We start from the raw sequence: 21,555 nt of genomic DNA, 5'->3' as shown, positions 1-21,555 counted from the left end.
ATTGTTCGATCAATCGTTCAACAACCGCATGCGGTATGCATTCATGGCAGTGCTGCCTAATTTTTTCAGCAAGCGATAGTTCACCACTAAACCTACCGGTGCACCAATGAGTGGAATAAGCTGTGCCATTTTAGCCAGATCAATATAGTCACGGTATTCCTGTTGAAAATTGCGCCAGTCGAATTGATTGATGTCGTCGGGCAGTTGTTGTTTCTTCGTTTCCCAATCCGTCATCTTCAAATAAATTGTTTTACGATGGGCATGACTGGAAAAAGCAAGCTCAAAAATATGCAGCAAATACACCCGCTCTTTATAATCATTCACATCAAAGCCATACAGGCTGGCAATGTCAAACAGCAATTTCATTTTGATGCCGATCAATACGGGAAAATCGGCAAGGCCCAGAAGAATTCCACCGGCACCTGCAATTCCACCTTCAACTGCTGCAGTTTTTTTATACGTCTCGATTTTCTTTTCAATGGCCAGTTCCCGCTCCTGCAAACTCTTATCCAAAAGCGGATGGGCCGTTGTATGTTTTGCACCAAACAGTACAGCTTTAATTAATTGCTTAATTGTAGCAGTTACAGCGACATGAATTTTTTCGGGGATCCAGTTGTTGATCTTTGTTTGTATACGTTTCGATAAGCCATTGAAGAGCGATGGCTTACGTAACATCTCCCGTTGCCATGCAGTGAATTCTTTGCGAATAAAAGTGTTGTATGTGTTTGTCATGCGTTGTTACAAAGATAGCTCCTCCGCCTCAACTGTTGCAACGCATTCATTGCTCTGGATTTGATAAGCATTCATTTACCTGCCTGGTGTCGGGTTAAAAAGGCGGAATATTTTTTGCAGTTAGTTTGCAGGTAATTGAAATGTAATTTGAAATACAGCCGAATAAATGTTACCTTTTACTTCTTCTAATTAACCTTACAAAACAGCCATGATCAATACAGATATTCTGTTAGCCTGGGGTGCAACCTACAAGCAACTGGCAACAGGCGAACATCTTTTCAAAGAAGGTCAGGTTTGCAATTTTTACTATCAGGTAGAAGGTGGACAGCTACGCTGGGTAAATATTGATGAAGAGGGGAAGGAATATTTACAGCGTTTGGTTGAACCCGGCGAAAGTATCGGCGAATTGCCGTTATTCGACGGTGGAAAATTTGCTGCAACAGCTATTGCAAATAAAGAATCGTTGGTGTTGCGATTGCACAAGCCGGTATTTTATCAGTTGTTGAAAAGTCAACCGGAGATCCATTTTGCTTTTTCGAAATTGCTTACGGAGCGTTTGCGGTTTAAATTTTTTATGGTGAAAGAAATGGGAAACCATGATCCGGAAAAAATGGTCATGTCGTTATTAAATTATCTTAAAAGTACAAGCGATCATATTTGTGCATCCTGCAATAAAATCAAACTTACAAGGAAACAAATTTCAGAGATGACTTCACTCCGTGTGGAAACGGTGATCAGAGCTATGCGTCGTTTGCAAGACAAACAACTGGTACAAATTAAAAAAGGTAAAGTGTACTTTGGTGAAAGCATAGGATGTATTGGAAATTGTGGTGATGAAAAAGGTGAAGCACAAGCCCCCGAGTTACTTCAACAGAAATGATGCTGATTGTTTGCCTAAACAAATCTGCTAATCAAAAACTAAACGTATCAGAATTTGATCATCGTATAGCCTTGCAATTGCAGTGTGCTGATGGTGGTTAACCCAGAGCTTGCAATTTTTGTGCCCGGCATCAACTCTTCTTCTTTCATGTTGCGTTTGATCATGGTTTGTCCGCAAACAAAAAACTCTACACCTGCATCCTGCAGTTCTTTCAGTAACTGACGGTTTGGATTTTCTACCTTGAAATATTTACGAAACAATTCATCCCCCAGTACCGCATAGGTAGCAGCTTTTCGCAACACCACAGCGATATGAATATTTTTTGCAGGTACCCCTTCGGCTGCATGCAGATTAATAAGTGTTGCAATTGCTTCCAGGTAAATATTCAGTGAATCAGCTTTGGGGGTATTTTCTGTGAGCTCTACTATGATCTTGTAATCAATTGAAGGGTCGGGTTTATGATCGGCTGTTGGAATTTCAAAAACAGTACCATACGATTTGATAATGGGATTTACCTTGTTTTGTGCAGGCAAAATTGCATAGCAAAACAGCAAGGCGATGATAAGGAGAAAAGGTTTCATGTAATTGTTTTTATCAAAATAGAATTTATAAACGGAATGTATGCAACAGGAAAATACAAGCGGTAGTTTCTTGTGTTTATTGGCTTATGCAGCACATAAAGCGACAATTATTCCTCTTCTGCTTCTGTACAAGCATAAAAAAAGTTCGTGCAGGCACGAACTTTTTTTATGAGATCAATCAGTTGAATTTATTGCTTACTGATACGGTACATACTTCCGCCATCTGTTACTGCATACAACATGCCGTTGTAATACGCAACATCACGAAAACGTTCACCTTTATCAGCCAACAGTCGTTCTTCACCTACCACTTTGTTGTTTACAATAATGAGGCGTACAATATGTGCACTGCTCAATCCACCAATGAACAAGTTATTTTCCCATTCCGGAATTGCATTGCCTTTATAAAAACTCATACCACCGGGAGATAATACAGGATCCCAATAATACACCGGTTGTTCCATGCCTTCTTTTTGCTGAATAGCGTCACCAATCTTTGCACCACCATATTCAATACCGTAAGTAATGGTTGGCCAGCCATAATTTTTTCCTGCTTTGATGAGGTTTAATTCATCGCCGCCACGTGGACCAAACTCTGCAGCCCATAATTCACCGGTTACGGGATGAATGTCCATGCTTTGCACATTACGGTTGCCATAAGAATAAATTTCCGGCATTGCACCAGCCTGATTCATGAAGGGATTGCCGGGAGCCGGTTTTCCTTCTTTGGTGATCTTAAAGATCTTTCCCAAACCAGATGAAAGTGATTGCGCCTGTACACGACCTTCCATTACAGAACGTTCGCCTGTACTTGCAAACAGGTTGCCATCTTTATCAAATATCAACCGTGAGCCATAATGGTAACTGGTATTTTTTAACGCAGGTGTTGCACGAAAGATCACCACTGCATTATCAACTGTACCTGCAGCTTCATTGAGTGTTCCTTTTGCAACAGACATCAGGTTGCCCACATCATATTTTTCGGAGAAGGACCAATAGATAATTTTGTTGTTGTTGAAATCAGGGTCCAATGCTACATCGAGCAAACCACCTTGCCCACTTGCATCAACAGCAGGTAGTCCCGTAATTTTTTTGAGCGAAACACCATTGCCATCAAACAGCTGCATAAAGCCCGATTTGTGTGTGGTGAGCAACCTTCCATCAGGCAGTGGAATAATGGCCCAGGGCCGTTCAATTTTTTCAGCCAGTTTTTCCACTTTATATGGCGTGGTGGTTTTTGCACCTGCTATTCTTGTTTGTCCGGCAAATGCAGATTTATAATCTGAATTCGGTTGCTTGGTTTCAACCGGAGGAAGTTTGGTCGTATCTCCACCGTTACCATTGCCATTTTCTGTAGTAGCGGATTTATTTGAGCATCCTAAAGGAGACGTAATAACAAGGATGGCTGATAAATAAATAAATTGTTTGACCTGCATGTGTAGTTATTTAATTGAACGGTAAATGTAAAGAAAGTAAAACGATAAAAAAGCCGCTGGGTTTGGGTTTCTGCAGCACGGACTTTTTATTCGTACTTTCAAATTAAAATCACGCATAAACCTTAAACAAAATGAGTGCCATAGAAATGAAAGTAGCCTATATAACCGGTGGAACGAAAGGGATCGGTTACGGAATTGCCAAAGCGTTATTGGAGAAAGGCATGAAGGTGGCCATTACCGGCCGTTCTCTGCAATCTGCACGGAAAGCTGCTGAAACATTAAGTTCAGATGCATCGAAGATCTTAGCACTGGAATCGGATGTAAGTTCGTTGGCATCGGAACAACAGGCGATCGCTGCTACCATCAGTCATTTTGGTCAACTGGATGTGGTTGTAGCAAATGCAGGTATTGGCCATTTTGCATCAATCGAAAACATCAGCGAAGAGCAATGGAAAGAAACCATGGATACAAATCTTACCGGTGTGTTTAACAGCGTAAAAGCAAGTATTGAAGCATTGAAACAAACCAAAGGTTATATCATTACCATTGCAAGTTTGGCAGGTACAAATTTTTTCGAAAATGGCTCGGCATACAATGCCAGTAAATTTGGGTTGGTTGGTTTTACACAGGCCGTAATGCTGGATCTGCGCAAGTATGGGATCAAAGTAACCACCATTATGCCCGGTTCGGTAGCTACTCATTTTAATAATCATGTACCTAACGATGCCGATGCATGGAAAATACAACCCGAAGATATTGGAGAGTTGGTGGTTGATATTCTGCAAATGAATCCACGTTCGCTGCCAAGTAAAATTGAAGTGCGGCCAAGTATGCCGGGAGGTAAATAAATTGATCATTCTTTTTGTATTTAAATCTTGATATATGAAACAGGATCGCAAAGATTTTTTGAAGAAAATGGGAAGTGGATTGATGATAGCTGGTTTGCCAACTGTTGCTTTTGCAGATGATGATCTGTCAATTGATGCTGCCGACTTTACTGCTGAAGGCGGGGCTACGGATGAGAAATTCTGGAATAAGATCGCTAAGAAATATTATGATGTGGCTGATGATCATATCAATCTTGAAAATGGTTTTTATGGTATTCAACCAAAACCGGTGTTGCAAGCCTTTCAAAAAAATGTGGCAACAGCCAATAAGCAAGCGGCAAGGTTTGCACGAAAAGAATATCCGGGTATAGCTGCTGCTGCAAAGAAAGAAGTAGCTGCTTTCTTAGGTGTTTTGGACGAAGAGATCATCATCACACGCAATGCAACGGAAGCGTTGAATATTGCCATACAAGGCTATCCGTTTGAAAGGGGCGATGAAGTGGTATTGAATCAACTTGATTATTTCAGCATGATCGAAACATTCCGGATGCTGGAGAAAAGAAGAGAGATAGCGGTAAAGGAATTTGAAATGCCATTACTGCCTTCCAGCGAAGAAGAGATCGTTGAGTTGTATCGCAAACAGATCACTGATAAAACAACCGTTATCTTACTCACGCATGTTTCTAACATCAATGGTTTGATCGTGCCGGTTGCAAAAATTGCTGCTATGGCCAAAGAAAAAGGAGTAGATGTAATGACCGATTCGGCACATGCGTTGGGACAAATAAAATTCAACGTAAAAGAATTGAATTCAGATTTTGTCGGGCTCAATCTGCATAAGTGGATCGGTAACCCTGTTGGGGCAGGAGTTCTCTATGTAAAAAAAGAACGCATCAACGAAATGAAGGCCTTGTTTGGTGATACGAGTGCCGCAGAAACCAGTATCAACAAGCTGGCGCATTTTGGTACAACACCTTTTGCAGTGATCATGACCATTCCAACAAGCCTTGCCTTTCAACAGATGTTGGGTATTGAACGTATTTCAGCACGGCTTCACTATCTCAAAAGTATTTGGGTAAATGAATTAAAGCAACATCCAACTGTTGAAGTAGTTGTGCCGGGTGAGTTCTCCTGTGCCATTGCTTCATTCCGCATCAAACATAAAACAGCAGCTCAGGTTGCCGATTACCTGTTCACTGAACACAAAATATTTACAGTGGCCCGTACATTGGGAAAAGAAGGTTGTGTGCGTGTAACACCATCGGTATATAATTCCGCAGATGATATCCGGCAGTTTGTAGCGGCTGTAAAAGCATGTGCAGCTTCATAACTATTTTGCAGGTCGATTGTTTTTGTTGACTTCTTCATCCGCTTTTCAAAAACATCTTTAGACAGGTTTGTTAAATCAATAAAAAATTATCTCCATCGTAAACCTTTTTCTTTTGAACGTGTAATAGACGCCATAAAACACACATCATTATGAAAAAGTTTCTCATGTTATCTGCAATTGCAGTTGCATTTACAACTGTTGTATCTGCACAAAAAACAGTAGTTGATATTGCTGTTGGTTCTGAAAGTCACACGACCTTAGTTGCTGCTGTTAAAGCTGCAGATCTGGTAGCTACTTTACAAGGCGCTGGTCCGTTTACTGTGTTTGCACCGGTAAATGCAGCGTTTGATAAATTACCAGCCGGTACAGTTGCCACTTTATTGAAGCCTGAAAACAAAGCAACATTAACAAAAGTGTTGACCTATCATGTAGTAGCTGGTAATATCGATGCTGCTGCTGTAGTAAAGGCTATTAAAGATGGTAATGGCAAAGCGGTATTAACAACAGTAAGCGGCGGTAAATTAACTGCATCAGTTGTTGATGGCAAAGTGATATTAACGGATGAGAATGGAGGTACAGCAACTGTTGTGGCTACCGATCTCAAAGCAGGAAATGGTATTGTGCATGTAATTGATGGAGTAGTTCTTCCAAAGTAATTACATCGCTGATGTATAAAAACAGGTCGGTATTAACCGACCTGTTTTTGTTACCACCATTTTGGTTGCAGCTTAATGCAGATGCACCAGTTCATTGGTTGGGTTGAATACTCCGGCGGGATTGTGATACCATACCCATGCATGTAATAACCATAAGCCGAAGCCTTTGTTTTCATCCCACACATCATCCGATCCGGTAAACCCTTCCGGTGCTGTAGCAGAAAGTCCAAGTGGAATGGCATATTCAACTGCCACGAGTTGCATACTGCCATTGTCCATCTTGTTGTAAACAAGAATCTCCGGTTGCCTGTAATCGAACTTCTCGTCTACATTGGTCATCTTCATAAAATGATAGCCCATGTTTTGTGATACAACATTAATATCAACATAACCATCTTTTGCTGCATTTTTAAGATCACGATAACGGGCTGTAGCTGCACGTGCCTGTTGCAGCTCCCAGCGTGTGGTCATGCTCAGGTCACTGTAATTAGTGAGCATATCATTTGGAATAAGCATGTCGGTTTTTTTCATCGACATTTCTGCAGCGTCAACATCCGATTTGATGCTGGCTTCTTTACTGCAACTGCCTGCAGAAAAAAGTAAGACAAGCAGTGTAAAAATCAAGAATGAGTTAGCAACGGCTTTTTGCATTTGTTGTGAGGCGTGAGAGATCTGTTTCATGTTATACTCCTTTGTTTTTTGGTTATAGAAAATCGATGATTGTGTAGCAAGGGGGGATAGGATGAAAATTGATTTTTCAGGGCATAGCTCCGCCATGCTTCATTTTACGCAAACAAAAAAACATTACAGATTTGTTTGTGTAAACAAAACAGAAGAAGGGTCGATCTTAAATTGTGTCGGAGAAAATAGGAGACGGTGTTTTCGAAATGTTGTTCCTGTATTGTGTGGTAATACAGGAACAAACAATAAAAGAGGGTTTATAATAAACTTATTCCTTAGCTGTAGCAGGACTGATGGTTGTTCCGATCTCAGTAATGTTAGTAACAGGGAAACCACCTTTTTTCCCATGCTCACGTAAGAGTTCTTCGTTTTCGGCCTGGTAAACACAATAAATTTTGTTACCTGTTACATAACTGTGCAACCATTTAATTTTTGGTCCCATTTCACTCAATACACTGCACGATTTTTGGGAAATGCCTTTCAGATCGGGAGGTGTAAGTTGACCTGCACCGGGAATATCCCTTTCAATCAAATACGTTTTCATAACCGGTTCTTTCTTGTTGGCAGCGGGAGTGGTTGATTGTGCAATAGTGCTAAGCCCACAAAATAATAACAGCGTAATAAACAGATAGCGGCGTTGTGTGATTGGTTTCATAACAAACAGTTTAATTGGTTTGGAATGAAACAAAGATAGTTTCATGCAAACCGCATTTACTATCACAATTCACCCAATAAATGGTAAAATTCTGTCACACAGATGTTGTGGCTACTGCATCAGATCAAGATAAGCCATGGGAAGGAGGCCGTATTTCTTTTTAAAACATTTTGTAAAATACGATGGACTGTTGAAGCCGGAATTGAAGGTGATCTCTGTTATGTTTTGATTTTTTTTCTTCATCAGCTCACGTGCTTTTTCGAGGCGATATTCTTTCAGTAATGTGTTGGGTGAAAGTTCGCACAAAGCCATTGTTTTCCGGTAGAGTTGTGATTTGCTCATGGCAACTGAATTGCCATATTCATCCATATTAAAATCCGGATCCTGAAAGTTTTCGTCAAGTGCAGTAAACAACAGGTTCAGCAGATTTTGATCATTGCCGGATAATGTGTACAGGTTATTTTCATTGACGGGTAACAGATCTTTCGCCACCAGTTCTTTTACGGTTGATGTAATACTTACCAGTGCAGGTTTGCCAATAAAACATAAACGTTCTGCCAATTGGATCGTTTCGCCAAATAATTGTTCATTCTTTGAAACAGGTTCTCCGGCATGAATACTCATTCGCAATCCTGCCTGTTGCAGATCTGCATCGTTTATTTTTTGATGGATGGAACCGGAGCAGGAAATTGCTTTTGCAGCAGAAGTGAACGATGCAATAAAATCGGAGCCTGCATGTTCTGCTTCAATGCCATTGTGATGGCTGATCTCTTCTCGTATAATGGTATTCAGTTCCCGTATCAATGTTGTTGCCTTTTCCATACCCAGTTGATACTGTAACAACTTCGGGTCTTTCATTTTAGTAGCGAGGATAATACGGAATGATGTTTCGTTGATCAGCTTTAATCCGGTGTCTGTTAATTCTGTTTCTTCCGGATCACTGATGCGGCCGAGAAATGATTCTACCAGGTTGGGCTGCACTTCAATGATCTTGTGTGGCGTTAAGCCGTGAGCTTTGTTATGAAGTTCAGTTACTTTTTCTTTCGAAGGAGCATCGATCAAACAAAATACATGCCCCCGTAACTCATCTACCCAATAGGTCATGCATTTGCAGCTATGATCTTTTTCAAGATACACATCCAGTTTATGCGCTTCTGCAACATCTTTTGCAGTAACACCTGGAACAATATGGAGATCCATGTAAATAGGCATGCTGGCTGGTTTGTGAACCAATGTAAGCAATTTAGAAGAAGATTGCAAGGCTGCTCACAGTTTCATCGTACAGAAATTGTTGCAGAAAAATCCGATCGGGAAAAAACTTTCAGTGCTTATATTGCAATATGAGCCAGGCCAACCACTCCCCAGCACCAATCGAAATTTTACAAATGGCATTGCAGGCAATGGCCGGAATGGACGAAGACCATTTTGCATTAAGCTACGATCATTGGCAACTCAAAACATTTGAAAAGAACGAGTATTACAATGAGTACCGCCATGTATGCAAACATCTCGGCTTTATTCTCGATGGTGTGTTTCGTACTTATTATATTGATGAAAAAGGCGAGGAGAAGAATGTTTTTTTTTATTCGCAGCACCAGGTAGTGGTGTCGTTTCAGAGTTTTATTAACCAGTCGCCTTGTAATTACTATACGCAATCCATGACGGGTTCGCAAGTGTTGTATATCCATATTCAACACTTGCAGGAATTGTATAAGCAAAGTCATCAATGGGAGCGACTCGGCAGGTTGATCGCTGAAATGGCCTTTAGTATTTCCATGCGGCGAACAGAAAGTTTTTTGTTCATGACGCCCGAACAACGTTACCAGCAATTAGTGACTGACCATCCTGCCATTTTCAACAGTATTCCACTGTATCATATTTCATCCTATCTCGGTATACAGGGACCTTCGCTCAGCCGTATCAGAAAAAGAATTTCCGGGAAATAATCGATTTTAACCGAGGTTAAAGTTTTTGCGCTTGCTGTAATAGAGCTTTGTGTCATCATTCAAACAAAGCTAAAACACAAGATCATGAAAGCAATCGAATCAAAAACTATCGTCTTCGTTACAGGTGCCTTTGTTACAAATCTCGGCTGGAAACCTTGGCAAAACTATTTTGAAAGTAAGGGATACACTACCTACGCTCCGGCATGGCCCAATAAAGAAGGCACTGCAAAAGAAGTAAGAGACCGTCGGCCGAACGATCTGGCATTGGCCCGTACCAACCTGATCGATGTGGTGAACAACTATGCTTCGTTTATTCAGCAGTTACCGGAAAAGCCGATTGTGATCGGTCACTCACTGGGTGGTTTAATGACGCAGATACTTCTTAACCGTGGTCTGGCTGCCGCAGCTGCTGTCATTCATTCAGTACCACCATTGGGCGTAATACCTTACGAATTTTCATTCCTGAAAGCAGGGTGGAGGTCGTTGGGATTGTTTACGTCGCTGGATAAAACGTACATGATGTCGTTCAACACCTGGCAATATGCATTTACCAACGGAATGAGCCTGCAGGAACAGCAGGAAAGTTATGAAGCCAATACCATTCCTGAATCAAAACGGGCAGCAAGGGGTGGACTGTCACTTACCGCAAAAATTGATTTTGCAAAACCACATGCACCATTGCTTTTTGTTGCAGGAACAAAGGATAACATTATTCCATCGACCATCAACAAGCGGAATTTCAAACGTTATAGTGATAAAAACTCGGTGACAGATTATAAAGAGTTTGAAGAAAACAATCACTACGTATTGGGATTGAAGAATTGGGAAAAAACAGCCGGTTTTGTTTATGACTGGATTCAGCAACAATAATTAATTCACCCGATCATGTTCGGCAGCTGTACGTTCATTGGAATGATACAGCTGTTGTGTATTGTGCAGGAGTTGCAAAGGACAAATTTTGCTGCAATGGATTGTTATTAACTCCGTTTCCTCATCTTTGTGAAAATTGATTGCATGAAACAGATCTACAGACAAGTACCCGCAAAACTCATACTGATAATACTTGTATTGTTCAGTTTTTCAACTGATGTATTAGCGCAGCAAAAAAGAGAATTTTATCAGTTAACGATCTATCATTACAAAACAGATGCGCAGGAAAAGCAATTGGATGCATACCTGCAACAGTCCTTGTTACCTGCATTACATCGGTTACAGATCAAACAGGTGGGTGTGTTTAAAGCGATAGCGAACGATACAGCGGCGGTAAAAAAAATATATGTGTTGATACCGGGAAAAAATCTCAACGTGTTAACAGAACTCCCGGCAAAACTAAATGCTGATAAAAATTTCAAGGCCACAGGTGCAGAATATATCAATGCTGTGCATACAGCTGCTCCTTATCAACGGATGGAAACCATTTTGCTGCAGGCTTTTTCGTTAGCACCTGCAATGCAACTGCCGCAATTAAAAGCAGAAAAGAGAGAGCGAGTATATGAGTTACGTAGCTATGAAAGTGCTACTGAAAAGATCTTTCAGAACAAAGTGCATATGTTCAATGAAGGTGATGAGATCGGCTTGTTCAAGCGGTTAAACTTTAACGCTATCTTTTATGCAGAAGTAGTGGCAGGCAGCAAAATGCCCAACCTGATGTACATGACGAGCTTTGAAAACATGGCCGATAGAGATGCACATTGGAAAAGTTTCGGCAGCGATCCTGCCTGGAAAAAATTATCAGCAATGCCAGAGTATAAAAACAATGTATCGCATATTGATATTATGTTTCTTCGCCCAACTGATTATTCAGATTACTAACAAAAACGTCCGGCAGATCATCTGCCGGACGTTTTTTATTTCGTTTAACCTTTTCCGTTTTTCTTTTCTTTTTTAACCTTTTCCTCTTTCACCTTCTTCTCTTTTTGCTTTTCTTTTACTTTATCCTTTTTCTCCTTCTCTTTTTCCTTCATTTTTTGTTTTTCATTTTCCTGGATGCGGTCAAAGTCTTTTTCTTTATCCTTTCCAACGATGTTATGGATATCGTCTACTCTTCGTTTATTCAACGCCTGGATCTGATCCTGCTTTTGTTGTTGGGTAAGTGCATCGTTTTGCATGATGGCTTTATGCTCATCTCTGTAACGGCTGTTGATACTTTTAATTTGTTGACCCTGGTTGCGGTCGAGGCTTAATTCTTTTACCTGTCGTTGTTCCTGTTTGATACGTTTTTTTTCTTTGCGTACATCAGTTTCCTGCGCAACAGCAAACGAGCCGATGAACAAAAATGAAAAAATAAACATGAGTACCTGTTTCATAAAATCAATTTAAATGTGAATAATCAGGTCTGGTTGCTTTTTGGGCAATACAGATCATACTATGGCTGCTGTATCATAGTCAAGAACTGTGCCTGCTATTAAATAACGGTCATGGTTAACCATTATTTGAAGGTTGAACCAGGAAATAGTGAAAACCGTTAGCGATAATCAACCGGAAGAATGATGTGTATCATTGGAAAACAGCTCATGCTTGTTGTACCTTCTGCCAAAACAGGTAAAATGTGCAAGGATTGGTGGAGTGTTGTAAAATGGTTGGGCATTTGGCTGCTTATTGTGCAGTTAAGTTCCTGCACTACATTCTATTTTGAGCAACCATTGCCGGCCGACCGGCCAAACAGCAACGAATTCCCGACACATTTACTGGGTACCTGGGAATCGTTACCCGACTCTGCCAACTACATGATCAATCCCTTTGATTATAAATCGATGGCATCCGGCTACAATGCTGTACCGGTTTCATGGAAACAAAAAAAGCAGGAACGGTCGCCATTCTATTCCTCTGACGATAGTCTTTCGCTGTTAATTGAGGAAACATTTTTTGCTGTAATCGTTGATCGTACTGATAAAATTGCGAAAGGTGCCTGGCCTAAACTGAATGCAGCAAGAGAGTTTGTTTTTCCTCCGGGCGAAGTATATGAAGTAGAACAGCTGATCATTTACGATAGCCTGCGTCAGCCTGTCGATACAGTTGATCAATACATTTTTCGTAATGCAAAAATGTATGATGTTGATTATGATGGTACCATGTCAACAGGGAGAAGCTATTGGCAGGAGCGGGATACTTTTATAATGAGATCAACTGATACGCTGTATGTTGATCTTGGAAAAAACGCCATGCTGCGTCAATTGAATGAACGCTTTTATGTGATGAATATAAGGGGAGGAATAACAGGTGAACGAAACAACTGGTGGCAACTGTATATCATTGAAAAAAAAGCTGACCATTTTTTTTCAATATGGGAATGCAGCCGTAAAACAAAAGAGTTGCCTTCTGTTCTGTACCTGTATAAAGATCATACGTTCTACTTTAATGCAACATGGACTGCCTACGAATTACTGCAGTTAATGGAAGACGGCTATTTTGTTCAGACAGATGTGTATCGTTTAAAGCAATAGTACAGTAAACAGAATATTATTCTTTCACCTGCGGTCCGCTGAACTGGCAATTATTAAACGTTGCCCTGCCAACAAATTTCATGGGATCGGTTTTTCCATAGTAACGGAAAATGCAATTGGAAAACACCACTTTTTCATTGTTGCTGCTGAGTAATGTTTGTCTGCCTATTTTATTGGGATACACAAAATGAAAAGTACTGTTACTGATGTTCAACGGTATTTGTGTACTGATGGTGCCAATGCTGCCTAAGCTCTCTGCAAAAATATTACTGATGTTGGTACTGTACCAGCCGGCTTGTGAAATATCAAAGAGTCGAATACATCGTCCTGCAATATTGCCGCCATCGATCGTGTAACTGCCTGCCTGTGCTTTTCCATATTTACCTGCAACGTATAAGGTATGAATACTGCCCCAACTGTAAATACCACGGATCACATTTCCTTTTTCCTGTGCCTGCCCCGTTGCAAAACCAACTTTTGCATTACCGCAACGGATATTTTCAAACAACAGAATATCGGCATTCACAGTTTTTCCATTGGGGCTGATGAGATAGTTGATGGTAAAGTTGCCAATGTTCATATCGTGTACTTTAATACCTGTTGAACCGCTTGCATTTTTACTGCCATCATAATCAATCACCAAACCTGCATATTGCGGCGTGCATTTTCCATTCACATCATTGTATTTATCAAAAGGAATATTGTAATAAACAGAATCAACATCCGCAGGCGCTTTAAACTGACCAAGAATGGTAAGGTTATTAATTTCACTCCCTTTATTAAGTTGTAACCCTAAAGCAAACCCATCTGTTGCGGTGTATTGTAATGTTGTGCCGGTACCACTATCCCAAAAAGATGATTCGCCATACATATGAATCGTACAACCACCGTATTGTTCTTTATAGATACTTGCAACAGTCAGCGATTTACTGAAAGGGTACACACCACGTGGAATAAAAAACTTACGAAGCGTTCCACTATTCGCCAATACTGTATTGATTCCTTTTTGTAACACGCCTGCGTTGTCTTTTACATAACCTGCACCAAACCATTTTGCACTAAACACATTGGTGTAAGTTCCTTCAGGTGAAACAGTAAGAGTTGTATCAAAGATCCATTGCGTGTATGCCGCATCAATAATGCCGCCTTTGATGGTTCCTGTTCCATTTATTTTTCCTTTACTGCCGAATTTAAGAATAGCGCCTTTGGGAATAGTCCAGACAGTATTGATGGTTGTGTCTTTGTTGAGGAAGATATCCTGTGCATTGGTTATAGAACTTAGCAGAACGAAAAAAAGAACGGACAATGCAGAACGTTTCATATACGGTGGTTGTTTCATGAAGGATGATGTATCGGCTGTAAAAGTAAGGAACGGATTGTTAAAGTTCGTTTTGAATCACAAACACAAAGTAACAAGTGGGGAGGTTTGCACAGTATTTTTCACGAGCGATACTCATACAAGAGCTACAACGAAAAACCTCATTCGGACAAACAAGTGCAGAAGAATTAAATTATGATCCATCGTCAATCAATGCATCCATTTCTTTTGCCAATGTTTTTTTCACAGCAGCCAGCTTTTTATTTCCTGCAACATTGTTCCACTCGTAGGGATCGTTCAAATGGTTATATAATTCTTCCTCGCCATTTGAATACCTGATATAACGCCATTGTGCTGTGCGATACGAATAGTTTTGTTTGGCAACAGGTATATCAATGCCGAAATTACCAACAACCGATAATGCGCCGTTGGGGCCTTTCCACGTATCTGGTTTGTTTTCCAGAAACGGGCGCAAACTAAAACCGCCCAATTTGCCACCCGTTGCTGAAGTGGTATTGTTTCCTGTTAACGAAGTAAGATCGATCAAGGTTGGAAAAAGATCGATCAACGATACGGGATGTTCTACTTTTGTTCCCGGCTTTGCAGCAGGCGCTTTAATGATCAATGGAATGCGGGTACTTTCATCCCATACAGAATTTTTAAACAGATAGTTCTTTTCACCCATTTGCCAACCATGATCGCTTGTAAAAACAACTATGGTATTGTCTTTAAACTTGCTGTTATTCAACCCCTGCAGTAAGAGGCCAACCTGATCATCAATAAACGCCACACATGCAAGGTAGGCTTGCAAAAAATGTTTGAGAGCTAACTCCCTGTTGCCGCCATAACTGGCAAGTAAGTTTTTATAATAACGTGGGCCCTTATCTTCACCTTTAATGCTGTTATTAAAGTACGTATCAGTAGTATCATCTTTTAACCATTTGTTCAACTTCAGATTCTCCAGTGGAAACTGTTCGAAATATTTATCAGGAACGTGCAAAGGTGTATGCGGTCGTACAAAACCAACGGCCATAAAAAATGGATCACCTGCTGCAGCTGTTTCAAGTTCTTTTATTTTTTGTACAGCCCACTGTACATGTTTTTCATCTTGTAACAGATCTCTGTCATCATCGCTTACATAACGGAATGGTTCACCGTCGCCACCGTATATCCAGCCCTTTTCTCCTCTTTTTCCTGTTGAAATACCGGCAGCAGATAATCTTCCAAACGAACCATCAATGGGGCCAATGCTGCCATAGGGCAATGGCACAGCCGGATGAGCAACTCTGTCTTTTCCATTGAAATAAACCGGACCGTAGTTGTGTGCAACGTTCATTCCCCAAACATCCCAATCGGCAGGTATATGATCGTGTGTTAATTTTCCGGTGCCATACGTTTTATATCCATTTTCACGAAACAGTTGCATCATTGTTTTATTATGTGACAGTACAGGCTGCTCTTTCAGTTTGGTCCAGCCAAAGTCTTTTGAAACATGTGGATATACGCCTGTGAACAAACTGTTTCTCGAAGGGCAACAAACCGGTACATTGGAATGTGCATTCACGAATCGCACACCAGCGGCTGCCAGTTGATCGATGTTAGGTGTTTTTGCCTGCGGATGTCCGCCAAATATTCCTTCATAATCATTCAGATCGTCGCAAATAATAAACAATACATTTTGTTGTTGGGTTTTAGGTTGCGCATGTAATGACATGTTTACACAACTAAAAAAAACGGCTACTAAAAAAAGACCGCCAGATTTGTTGATCATATTCCTTTTTTGAATTGAATGAAAGAAAGCCGTTTAAAACATTGAGTAAAGTATAACAACAGATCACTCTGTTTGGGAACAAATGTTTCAAAATAAAGGAAGGGGTGGTTCAATATGCTTTTTGAAAGATCAACTTATTCCGGCAGAATTTTTTCTGGTGCAAGTATGTGGCCTTTTGCTATCCGTCACTAAATTAAAAGGAGTAAACTATTGCAAAGCAAGTAACGATCATACAAAACAAAACAGCCGGATCATTACTGTCCGGCTGTTTCTTAGAAATATGTTTTGATTATTGCTGCGCAGTACCAAACAGATCACCCTTATTCCAACTTGGCCTTTCATATGTTTGCGCAATGGAATAGCTGATGAGGAAATTCAATTGTACATATGTTTTCGCTGCAGCAAAGTTGAAGATGCCATCTAAACCATCCGCACTTTGGTGATAGTATTTTGCACGCCATTGTTTAATGAATGCATCCAGATCAAAACCGGGGATATTTGTTTTATTGCCATACTTGATATGTAATGCCGGAATTCCATTCATCACGAAACTATATTGATCGCTGCGTACAAAACGATTTTGTTCAGGCTCCGGATCTTTTTCTACATCCAGTTTTAAATACGAAGCAGCAAATTTTACATTGTTCATAATGCTTGAATGTTCGGCACCCAATGGAACAACAGAAAGGAGCGGGGCGATCACGGTTGGCATATCAGTATTTACATCAGCAACAATTGATGCTTTTGGCACAGTAGGGTTCGCAGCGAAATAAGATGAACCAACCAATCCCATTTCTTCAGCAGTAACCATCACGATCAACACCGAACGTTTTGGTTTTGCACCCGATGTTTTATACACTCTTGCAATCTCCAGCAACGAAGCAACACCCGAAGCATTATCATGTGCACCATTATAAATTGAATCGCCATTTACTGCACGGCCAATGCCCACATGATCAAGATGTGCAGAATGCACCACATATTCATTCTTCAATACTTTATCACTACCCGGAATTAATCCAACCACATTATAACTTTCAAAATCGGTATGCGATGTACTGTATGAAGCTGCAATACTGTATTGAAGTGCAAAAGAAGATGCTTTCCCTTTTTTAACATCGGCCAATACCTGCTCCAGGTTTTTACCCGAATGCATAAACAAGCGACTTAGTAATGCTTTACCGCCGTTGAGTACAACTTTCAGATTGCCTGTAAAACCACGGCCATAGGCTTCTGTTTTAGTTGGATTAACGGCTACATTCGATTGTATGGCGGCCGTAGCATTTCCCGACATTCTTGTTGTTAAATTGATCAACACCGCACCAACGGCACCTTTTGTAAATGCAGTCGTCATTTTATTTCCTGCATTAGAGAAATGCGCTGTTAGTGTTGAGATCAATCCATCAGGTGCACCTGCAATCAACACCACAATTTTTCCTTTTACATCTATACCTGCGTAATCAGAATACTGTCCGGGAATTTCTACACCATAACCAACAAATACCAATTCAGCTTCTGCCTTTGCATTCGTAAACATGGGATGTGGTGCTGCAGTATAATCAACTGCAAACTGTAAAGAATCGATATTGCCTTGTTTGTCTTTCAACATCGCCACTGTCGATTTATTATTCAACAACGAACGACGCAATACTAACTTCTGCGTATAACCGCCGTTATCGCCGCCGGGTGCAACACCCATTTTTTTATATTGATCGATCACATAATCAACCGCCATCTGGTAGCCTTCGGTGCCGGGGAGGCGGCCTTTCAATTTATCATCGGCCAAATACGCAATATGTGAACGGATCGTATTCGTATCGATCCTGTTCATGGCCTGTTGAATCTTTTTTGAAATGTTGACTTGTTGTGCAGAAGAATGGAATGCTGCAAAACCGAGCAGTAGAAATACATACTTTTTCATGCAGACAAGATAAAGAAAAACGCAATACCAGAGCCGCCCGTTATCATTTGGTTTCACCCCGTAATCGAAAAAATCCATTCGTGTTCATTCGTGTAATTGGTGCCTTGTTTTTCATCAACTTGTTTTATCTTACCCGTTCCAAAACAATACGCATGCAGAAATACTTCTTCGTTGCTCTTCTATTCACAGCAACCACCATCAACGCACAAACAAAACTCGATACAAGCAAATCCGATCTCAACAAACAATTATCCGCTGTAAAATGGCGCAGCATTGGCCCTTTCCGTGGCGGACGTTCAAACTGTGGTACCGGTGTGCCCGGCGACATCAATACCTATTACATGGGTACAACAGGTGGTGGTTTGTGGAAGACCGATGACCTTGGTCTTAACTGGAACAATATCTCCGATGGTTATTTTAAAACAGGAAGTGTGGGCGCAGTGGCTGTTCCTGAAAGTGATGCCAATGTTGTTTACGTTGGCATGGGCGAGCATGCAGTGCGTGGTGTAATGACGCATCATGGCGATGGTGTGTATAAGAGTACAGATGCAGGAAAAACATGGAAACACCTCGGCCTCGAAGCCACGCAACATATTGCACGCATTGTGGTGCATCCAAAAGATCCCAACACTTTACTTGTGGCAGCGCAAGGTGCATTGTATAGCAAGAGTAAAGAACGTGGTATCTATAAATCAACGGATGGTGGCGCCACCTGGAAGAATGTATTGTTTGTAAATGAAAACACAGGTTGCAATGAATTGAGTATGGACATGAACAACCCACGCATCATCTATGCATCCATGTGGGAGCATGGCCGCAAACCCTGGCAGGTGATCAGTGGTGGTGCAGGAAGTGGTTTGTATAAAAGTGTTGACGGTGGCGATACATGGCAGAAATTAACCAATGGACTGCCGACAGAAATGGGTAAGATGTCCATTGCCGTTAGTCGTTCCAATCCGGAGAAAGTATATGCGTTGATTGAAAGCGATAGTGAGAAAGAAGCAGGTGGTTTATTTGTGAGCAACAATGCAGGTGCCAGCTGGAGCCGCATTACCGATGATCATCGGTTGATTCAACGTGCATGGTATTATATTGAATTGTTTATCGATCCTAATAACGATCAAACCATTTATGTATTAAGTGCACCGGCATTGCGTTCAAGAGATGGTGGTAAAACATGGGAGAACCTCAGCGGTACACACGGCGATTATCATGATCTCTGGATCAATCCAAAAAATTCAAACAACATGATCATCAGTAATGATGGTGGTTGTGCAGTATCGGTGAATTTTGCAAAAACATGGAGTCCGCAAAACCAAATGCCTACGGCACAGTTTTATCGTATCAATGTAGATAATCAATTTCCGTATCGCATCTATGCAGGTCAGCAGGATAATACATCGGTCTCTATTCCGCATCGAACTTTTGGTGGCAGCTCTATTACTGCCAGCGATTGGGAAGCATCAGCAGGTGGCGAAAGTGCCTTCCTTGCATTTGACCCTAACGATCCCCGTTATGTATTAGGCGGAAGTTATCAGGGTACAATTGAAGTGCTCGATACAAAAGCAAAAGCAAGCACCAACATTATGCCTGCGCCTATTCAATATCTCGGCAAGGATGCAAAAGATATCAAGTACCGTTACAACTGGAATGCACCCATCATCTGGAGTAAGCACGAACCGAATACGTATTATCATGGTTCGCAACTCCTGTTGAAAACAACCGATATGGGTCGCAGCTGGAAAGAAGTGTCACCTGATCTTACACGCAACGAAAAAGAAAAACAAGGCAAGGGTGGTGTGCCCTACACCAATGAAGCAGTGGGTGCAGAGAACTATGGAACATTGGCTTACGTCATAGAGTCGCCACATGAAAAAGGAGTGATCTATACCGGTAGTGATGATGGTTATGTGTATATCACAAAAGATGGATGTGCCACATGGACAAACATTACACCCGCAGGTTTGCAGGAATGTTTGATCAATGCCATTGAAGTATCGCCACACGATAAAGCAACGGCTTATATTGCTACAACACGTTACAAGTTTAATGACCACGCACCTTCTATTTACAAAACAACCGACTATGGTAAAACATGGACCAAACTTGTAAACGGTTTGCCTAACAATGCATTTACACGTGTAGTACGTGAGGATGATGTACGCAAAGATCTCTTGTATGCAGGAACGGAGTTAGGTGTGTTTGTTTCATTTGATGGCGGTAAACAATGGCAACCGTTTCAATTGAATTTACCGATAACACCCATCACCGATCTGCGTGTGCACAAAGGCGATCTCATTGCAGCAACATCGGGCCGTAGTTTTTGGGTGTTGGATGATCTTAATGTTTTACGTCAATATAAAAAAGAGCAAAGCGGTTTGCAGGTATATCAACCGGAAGATGCATATATCGCAAATGGTTATAGTGCCATGAATGCAGCCAGTCCAACAGGCACTGCACGTGGTGCTGGTGTAAATCCTGCAAACGGTGTAGTGCTGTATTACAACTTGCCGGAGTTGAAATCATCTGATACAGTTACCATGACGATCACTGATGCAAAAGGAAAACTCATCCGCAGCTTTAGTTCGGTGGCAGAAAATGCTGCGTACTATGATGGCGCACCATCTCCTAATCCTACACTCAGCAAACAAAAAGGATTGAATCGTTTTGTATGGGATACGCGTCATGCAACCATGCCCGGCATACCGAATGTGTATATCGAAAGCAGTTATGCCGGACATAAAGCGATCCCCGGTACGTACACAGTAACCATCAAAGCAGGAACGCAGCAAACAACTGCTACGGCTGTGATAGCTGCTAATCCTTTATACCCCACAACGCCTGCTGAATACAGTGCCTACGATGCGTTGATGAGTACCATGGAAGCCGATGTAACGGCCATGCACACACTCATCAACAAACTAAATGGTAAACGTTTGCAGTTGAATGATCTCATCAGGAACTTAACTGATGCGAAATATGCAGCGTTGAAAAAAGAAGCTGACTCTTTAAGTAAAGACATGAAAACATGGGACGAAGACATGGTGCAGCGCAAAAGCAAAGCCTATGATGATGTAGAAAATTTCCCCAATAAATTTACCGCCAATTATCTCTTTCTCATTAATCAAACCGAAAGTGATATTCCAAGAGTAAATCAACCGAGCCTTGATTTGAAAAAGGAGTACGATGTGCACTGGGTGAAATTTAAAATACAGGCAGGAGCATTCGAGATTCGGTTGAATACATTGAATAAGAAGTTGAGTGAAGCGGGAGTGGGGGCGATTTGGAAGTGAGTTGTTGAGAAGATAGAATACAGGAGATAGAAGATAGTAGAGAAACCCCGACAGCGGTAGGAAACCCTGTCGGTGGTTTTTTTAA

The 21,555-nt window shown here is 41.1% G+C and carries 19 protein-coding genes; 9 read left to right on the top strand and 10 right to left on the bottom strand.

Features of this window, described 5'->3' with window-relative positions; all coding sequences use genetic code 11:
• Positions 1–9: 9 nt before the first annotated feature.
• Positions 10–732, bottom strand: a complete 723-nt coding sequence (locus WG989_RS18910) for an EcsC family protein (RefSeq protein ID WP_340431615.1) — start codon at positions 730–732, stop codon at positions 10–12.
• 208 nt (positions 733–940) lie between these two features.
• On the opposite strand from WG989_RS18910, the gene WG989_RS18905 reads away from it, so the two are divergent.
• Positions 941–1,612 carry a Crp/Fnr family transcriptional regulator gene (locus WG989_RS18905; protein ID WP_340431614.1) on the top strand — a complete coding sequence of 224 codons (672 nt, stop codon included), beginning with the start codon at positions 941–943 and terminating at the stop codon, positions 1,610–1,612.
• Between the two features lie 47 nt (positions 1,613–1,659).
• Here the strand turns inward: WG989_RS18905 and WG989_RS18900 are convergent, their stop codons facing one another.
• Together WG989_RS18900 and WG989_RS18895 are read right to left on the bottom strand one after the other, a co-directional pair.
• The gene (locus WG989_RS18900) at positions 1,660–2,193 is read right to left on the bottom strand and encodes a DsrE family protein (protein ID WP_340431613.1); all 534 of its coding nucleotides are present in this window, start codon (positions 2,191–2,193) and stop codon (positions 1,660–1,662) included.
• A gap of 188 nt (positions 2,194–2,381) precedes the next feature.
• The gene (locus WG989_RS18895) at positions 2,382–3,629 is read right to left on the bottom strand and encodes a PQQ-dependent sugar dehydrogenase (protein WP_340431612.1); all 1,248 of its coding nucleotides are present in this window, start codon (positions 3,627–3,629) and stop codon (positions 2,382–2,384) included.
• Positions 3,630–3,760: 131 nt separating this feature from the next.
• On the opposite strand from WG989_RS18895, the gene WG989_RS18890 reads away from it, so the two are divergent.
• The 3 genes from WG989_RS18890 to WG989_RS18880 all read left to right on the top strand — a co-directional run bounded on the left by WG989_RS18890 (position 3,761) and on the right by WG989_RS18880 (position 6,442).
• The gene (locus WG989_RS18890; protein WP_340431611.1) at positions 3,761–4,477 is read left to right on the top strand and encodes an SDR family oxidoreductase; all 717 of its coding nucleotides are present in this window, start codon (positions 3,761–3,763) and stop codon (positions 4,475–4,477) included.
• Between the two features lie 34 nt (positions 4,478–4,511).
• Positions 4,512–5,786, top strand: coding sequence for an aminotransferase class V-fold PLP-dependent enzyme (locus tag WG989_RS18885; protein WP_340431610.1), 1,275 nt, complete (start codon positions 4,512–4,514; stop codon positions 5,784–5,786).
• Positions 5,787–5,935: 149 nt separating this feature from the next.
• A complete protein-coding gene (locus WG989_RS18880) occupies positions 5,936–6,442 on the top strand; it encodes a fasciclin domain-containing protein (protein ID WP_340431609.1) in 507 nt (168 codons plus the stop codon).
• Between the two features lie 72 nt (positions 6,443–6,514).
• Here the strand turns inward: WG989_RS18880 and WG989_RS18875 are convergent, their stop codons facing one another.
• The 3 genes from WG989_RS18875 to WG989_RS18865 all read right to left on the bottom strand — a co-directional run bounded on the left by WG989_RS18875 (position 6,515) and on the right by WG989_RS18865 (position 8,990).
• Positions 6,515–7,123, bottom strand: coding sequence for a hypothetical protein (locus WG989_RS18875; RefSeq protein ID WP_340431608.1), 609 nt, complete (start codon positions 7,121–7,123; stop codon positions 6,515–6,517).
• Between the two features lie 268 nt (positions 7,124–7,391).
• Complete coding sequence (locus tag WG989_RS18870; RefSeq protein ID WP_340431607.1) at positions 7,392–7,778, bottom strand: DUF4242 domain-containing protein; 387 nt, start codon at positions 7,776–7,778, stop codon at positions 7,392–7,394.
• Positions 7,779–7,889: 111 nt separating this feature from the next.
• The gene (locus WG989_RS18865; RefSeq protein WP_340431606.1) at positions 7,890–8,990 is read right to left on the bottom strand and encodes a nickel-binding protein; all 1,101 of its coding nucleotides are present in this window, start codon (positions 8,988–8,990) and stop codon (positions 7,890–7,892) included.
• A gap of 173 nt (positions 8,991–9,163) precedes the next feature.
• Here WG989_RS18865 and WG989_RS18860 point away from each other — a divergent pair, with 173 nt between their 5' ends.
• From WG989_RS18860 to WG989_RS18850, 3 genes are all read left to right on the top strand, one after another.
• Positions 9,164–9,724, top strand: coding sequence for a Crp/Fnr family transcriptional regulator (locus WG989_RS18860; protein ID WP_340431605.1), 561 nt, complete (start codon positions 9,164–9,166; stop codon positions 9,722–9,724).
• Between the two features lie 84 nt (positions 9,725–9,808).
• Positions 9,809–10,594, top strand: coding sequence for an alpha/beta hydrolase (locus WG989_RS18855; RefSeq protein WP_340431604.1), 786 nt, complete (start codon positions 9,809–9,811; stop codon positions 10,592–10,594).
• Positions 10,595–10,738: 144 nt separating this feature from the next.
• Complete coding sequence (locus tag WG989_RS18850; protein WP_340431603.1) at positions 10,739–11,536, top strand: NIPSNAP family protein; 798 nt, start codon at positions 10,739–10,741, stop codon at positions 11,534–11,536.
• A gap of 44 nt (positions 11,537–11,580) precedes the next feature.
• Here WG989_RS18850 and WG989_RS18845 read toward each other — a convergent pair whose 3' ends face one another.
• Entirely contained in the window at positions 11,581–12,030 is a 450-nt protein-coding gene (locus tag WG989_RS18845; RefSeq protein ID WP_340431602.1) for a hypothetical protein, read from the bottom strand.
• 180 nt (positions 12,031–12,210) lie between these two features.
• Between WG989_RS18845 and WG989_RS18840 the strand changes: the two genes are divergently transcribed.
• On the top strand, positions 12,211–13,167 hold the full coding sequence (locus WG989_RS18840; protein ID WP_340431601.1) for a hypothetical protein: 957 nt from the start codon (positions 12,211–12,213) through the stop codon (positions 13,165–13,167).
• 16 nt (positions 13,168–13,183) lie between these two features.
• On the opposite strand, the gene WG989_RS18835 is transcribed toward WG989_RS18840, so the two are convergent.
• The 3 genes from WG989_RS18835 to WG989_RS18825 all read right to left on the bottom strand — a co-directional run bounded on the left by WG989_RS18835 (position 13,184) and on the right by WG989_RS18825 (position 18,177).
• On the bottom strand, positions 13,184–14,488 hold the full coding sequence (locus tag WG989_RS18835; RefSeq protein WP_340431600.1) for a hypothetical protein: 1,305 nt from the start codon (positions 14,486–14,488) through the stop codon (positions 13,184–13,186).
• A 190-nt stretch (positions 14,489–14,678) separates the two neighbouring features.
• Entirely contained in the window at positions 14,679–16,256 is a 1,578-nt protein-coding gene (locus WG989_RS18830; protein ID WP_340431599.1) for a sulfatase, read from the bottom strand.
• Positions 16,257–16,545: 289 nt separating this feature from the next.
• Positions 16,546–18,177 (bottom strand): M28 family peptidase, encoded by a 1,632-nt coding sequence (locus WG989_RS18825; protein WP_340431598.1) that lies wholly within the window; start codon positions 18,175–18,177, stop codon positions 16,546–16,548.
• On the opposite strand from WG989_RS18825, the gene WG989_RS18820 reads away from it, so the two are divergent.
• Positions 18,138–21,470 (top strand): VPS10 domain-containing protein, encoded by a 3,333-nt coding sequence (locus WG989_RS18820; protein ID WP_340431597.1) that lies wholly within the window; start codon positions 18,138–18,140, stop codon positions 21,468–21,470. The two genes, WG989_RS18825 and WG989_RS18820, sit on opposite strands and share 40 nt — an antisense overlap.
• The last annotated feature ends 85 nt before the right edge of the window (positions 21,471–21,555 follow it).

Source organism: Lacibacter sp. H407, from assembly GCF_037892605.1.
In the GTDB taxonomy this organism is placed as follows: domain Bacteria; phylum Bacteroidota; class Bacteroidia; order Chitinophagales; family Chitinophagaceae; genus Lacibacter.
This window is presented reverse-complemented; position numbering and strand designations above follow the sequence as displayed.

Excerpts from the sequence above, each read along its gene's own strand:
- WG989_RS18845 (WP_340431602.1), bottom strand. The coding sequence starts at position 12,030 with ATGAAACAGGTACTCATGTTTATTTTTTCATTTTTGTTCATCGGCTCG.
- WG989_RS18830 (WP_340431599.1), bottom strand. The coding sequence starts at position 16,256 with ATGATCAACAAATCTGGCGGTCTTTTTTTAGTAGCCGTTTTTTTTAGT.
- WG989_RS18865 (WP_340431606.1), bottom strand. The coding sequence starts at position 8,990 with ATGCCTATTTACATGGATCTCCATATTGTTCCAGGTGTTACTGCAAAA.
- WG989_RS18840 (WP_340431601.1), top strand. The coding sequence starts at position 12,211 with ATGATGTGTATCATTGGAAAACAGCTCATGCTTGTTGTACCTTCTGCC.
- WG989_RS18880 (WP_340431609.1), top strand. The coding sequence starts at position 5,936 with ATGAAAAAGTTTCTCATGTTATCTGCAATTGCAGTTGCATTTACAACT.
- WG989_RS18875 (WP_340431608.1), bottom strand. The coding sequence starts at position 7,123 with ATGAAACAGATCTCTCACGCCTCACAACAAATGCAAAAAGCCGTTGCT.
- WG989_RS18910 (WP_340431615.1), bottom strand. The coding sequence starts at position 732 with ATGACAAACACATACAACACTTTTATTCGCAAAGAATTCACTGCATGG.
- WG989_RS18855 (WP_340431604.1), top strand. The coding sequence starts at position 9,809 with ATGAAAGCAATCGAATCAAAAACTATCGTCTTCGTTACAGGTGCCTTT.
- WG989_RS18905 (WP_340431614.1), top strand. The coding sequence starts at position 941 with ATGATCAATACAGATATTCTGTTAGCCTGGGGTGCAACCTACAAGCAA.
- WG989_RS18820 (WP_340431597.1), top strand. The coding sequence starts at position 18,138 with ATGCTGCAAAACCGAGCAGTAGAAATACATACTTTTTCATGCAGACAA.
- WG989_RS18900 (WP_340431613.1), bottom strand. The coding sequence starts at position 2,193 with ATGAAACCTTTTCTCCTTATCATCGCCTTGCTGTTTTGCTATGCAATT.
- WG989_RS18885 (WP_340431610.1), top strand. The coding sequence starts at position 4,512 with ATGAAACAGGATCGCAAAGATTTTTTGAAGAAAATGGGAAGTGGATTG.
- WG989_RS18860 (WP_340431605.1), top strand. The coding sequence starts at position 9,164 with ATGGCATTGCAGGCAATGGCCGGAATGGACGAAGACCATTTTGCATTA.
- WG989_RS18825 (WP_340431598.1), bottom strand. The coding sequence starts at position 18,177 with ATGAAAAAGTATGTATTTCTACTGCTCGGTTTTGCAGCATTCCATTCT.
- WG989_RS18835 (WP_340431600.1), bottom strand. The coding sequence starts at position 14,488 with ATGAAACGTTCTGCATTGTCCGTTCTTTTTTTCGTTCTGCTAAGTTCT.
- WG989_RS18890 (WP_340431611.1), top strand. The coding sequence starts at position 3,761 with ATGAGTGCCATAGAAATGAAAGTAGCCTATATAACCGGTGGAACGAAA.
- WG989_RS18850 (WP_340431603.1), top strand. The coding sequence starts at position 10,739 with ATGAAACAGATCTACAGACAAGTACCCGCAAAACTCATACTGATAATA.
- WG989_RS18895 (WP_340431612.1), bottom strand. The coding sequence starts at position 3,629 with ATGCAGGTCAAACAATTTATTTATTTATCAGCCATCCTTGTTATTACG.
- WG989_RS18870 (WP_340431607.1), bottom strand. The coding sequence starts at position 7,778 with ATGAAACCAATCACACAACGCCGCTATCTGTTTATTACGCTGTTATTA.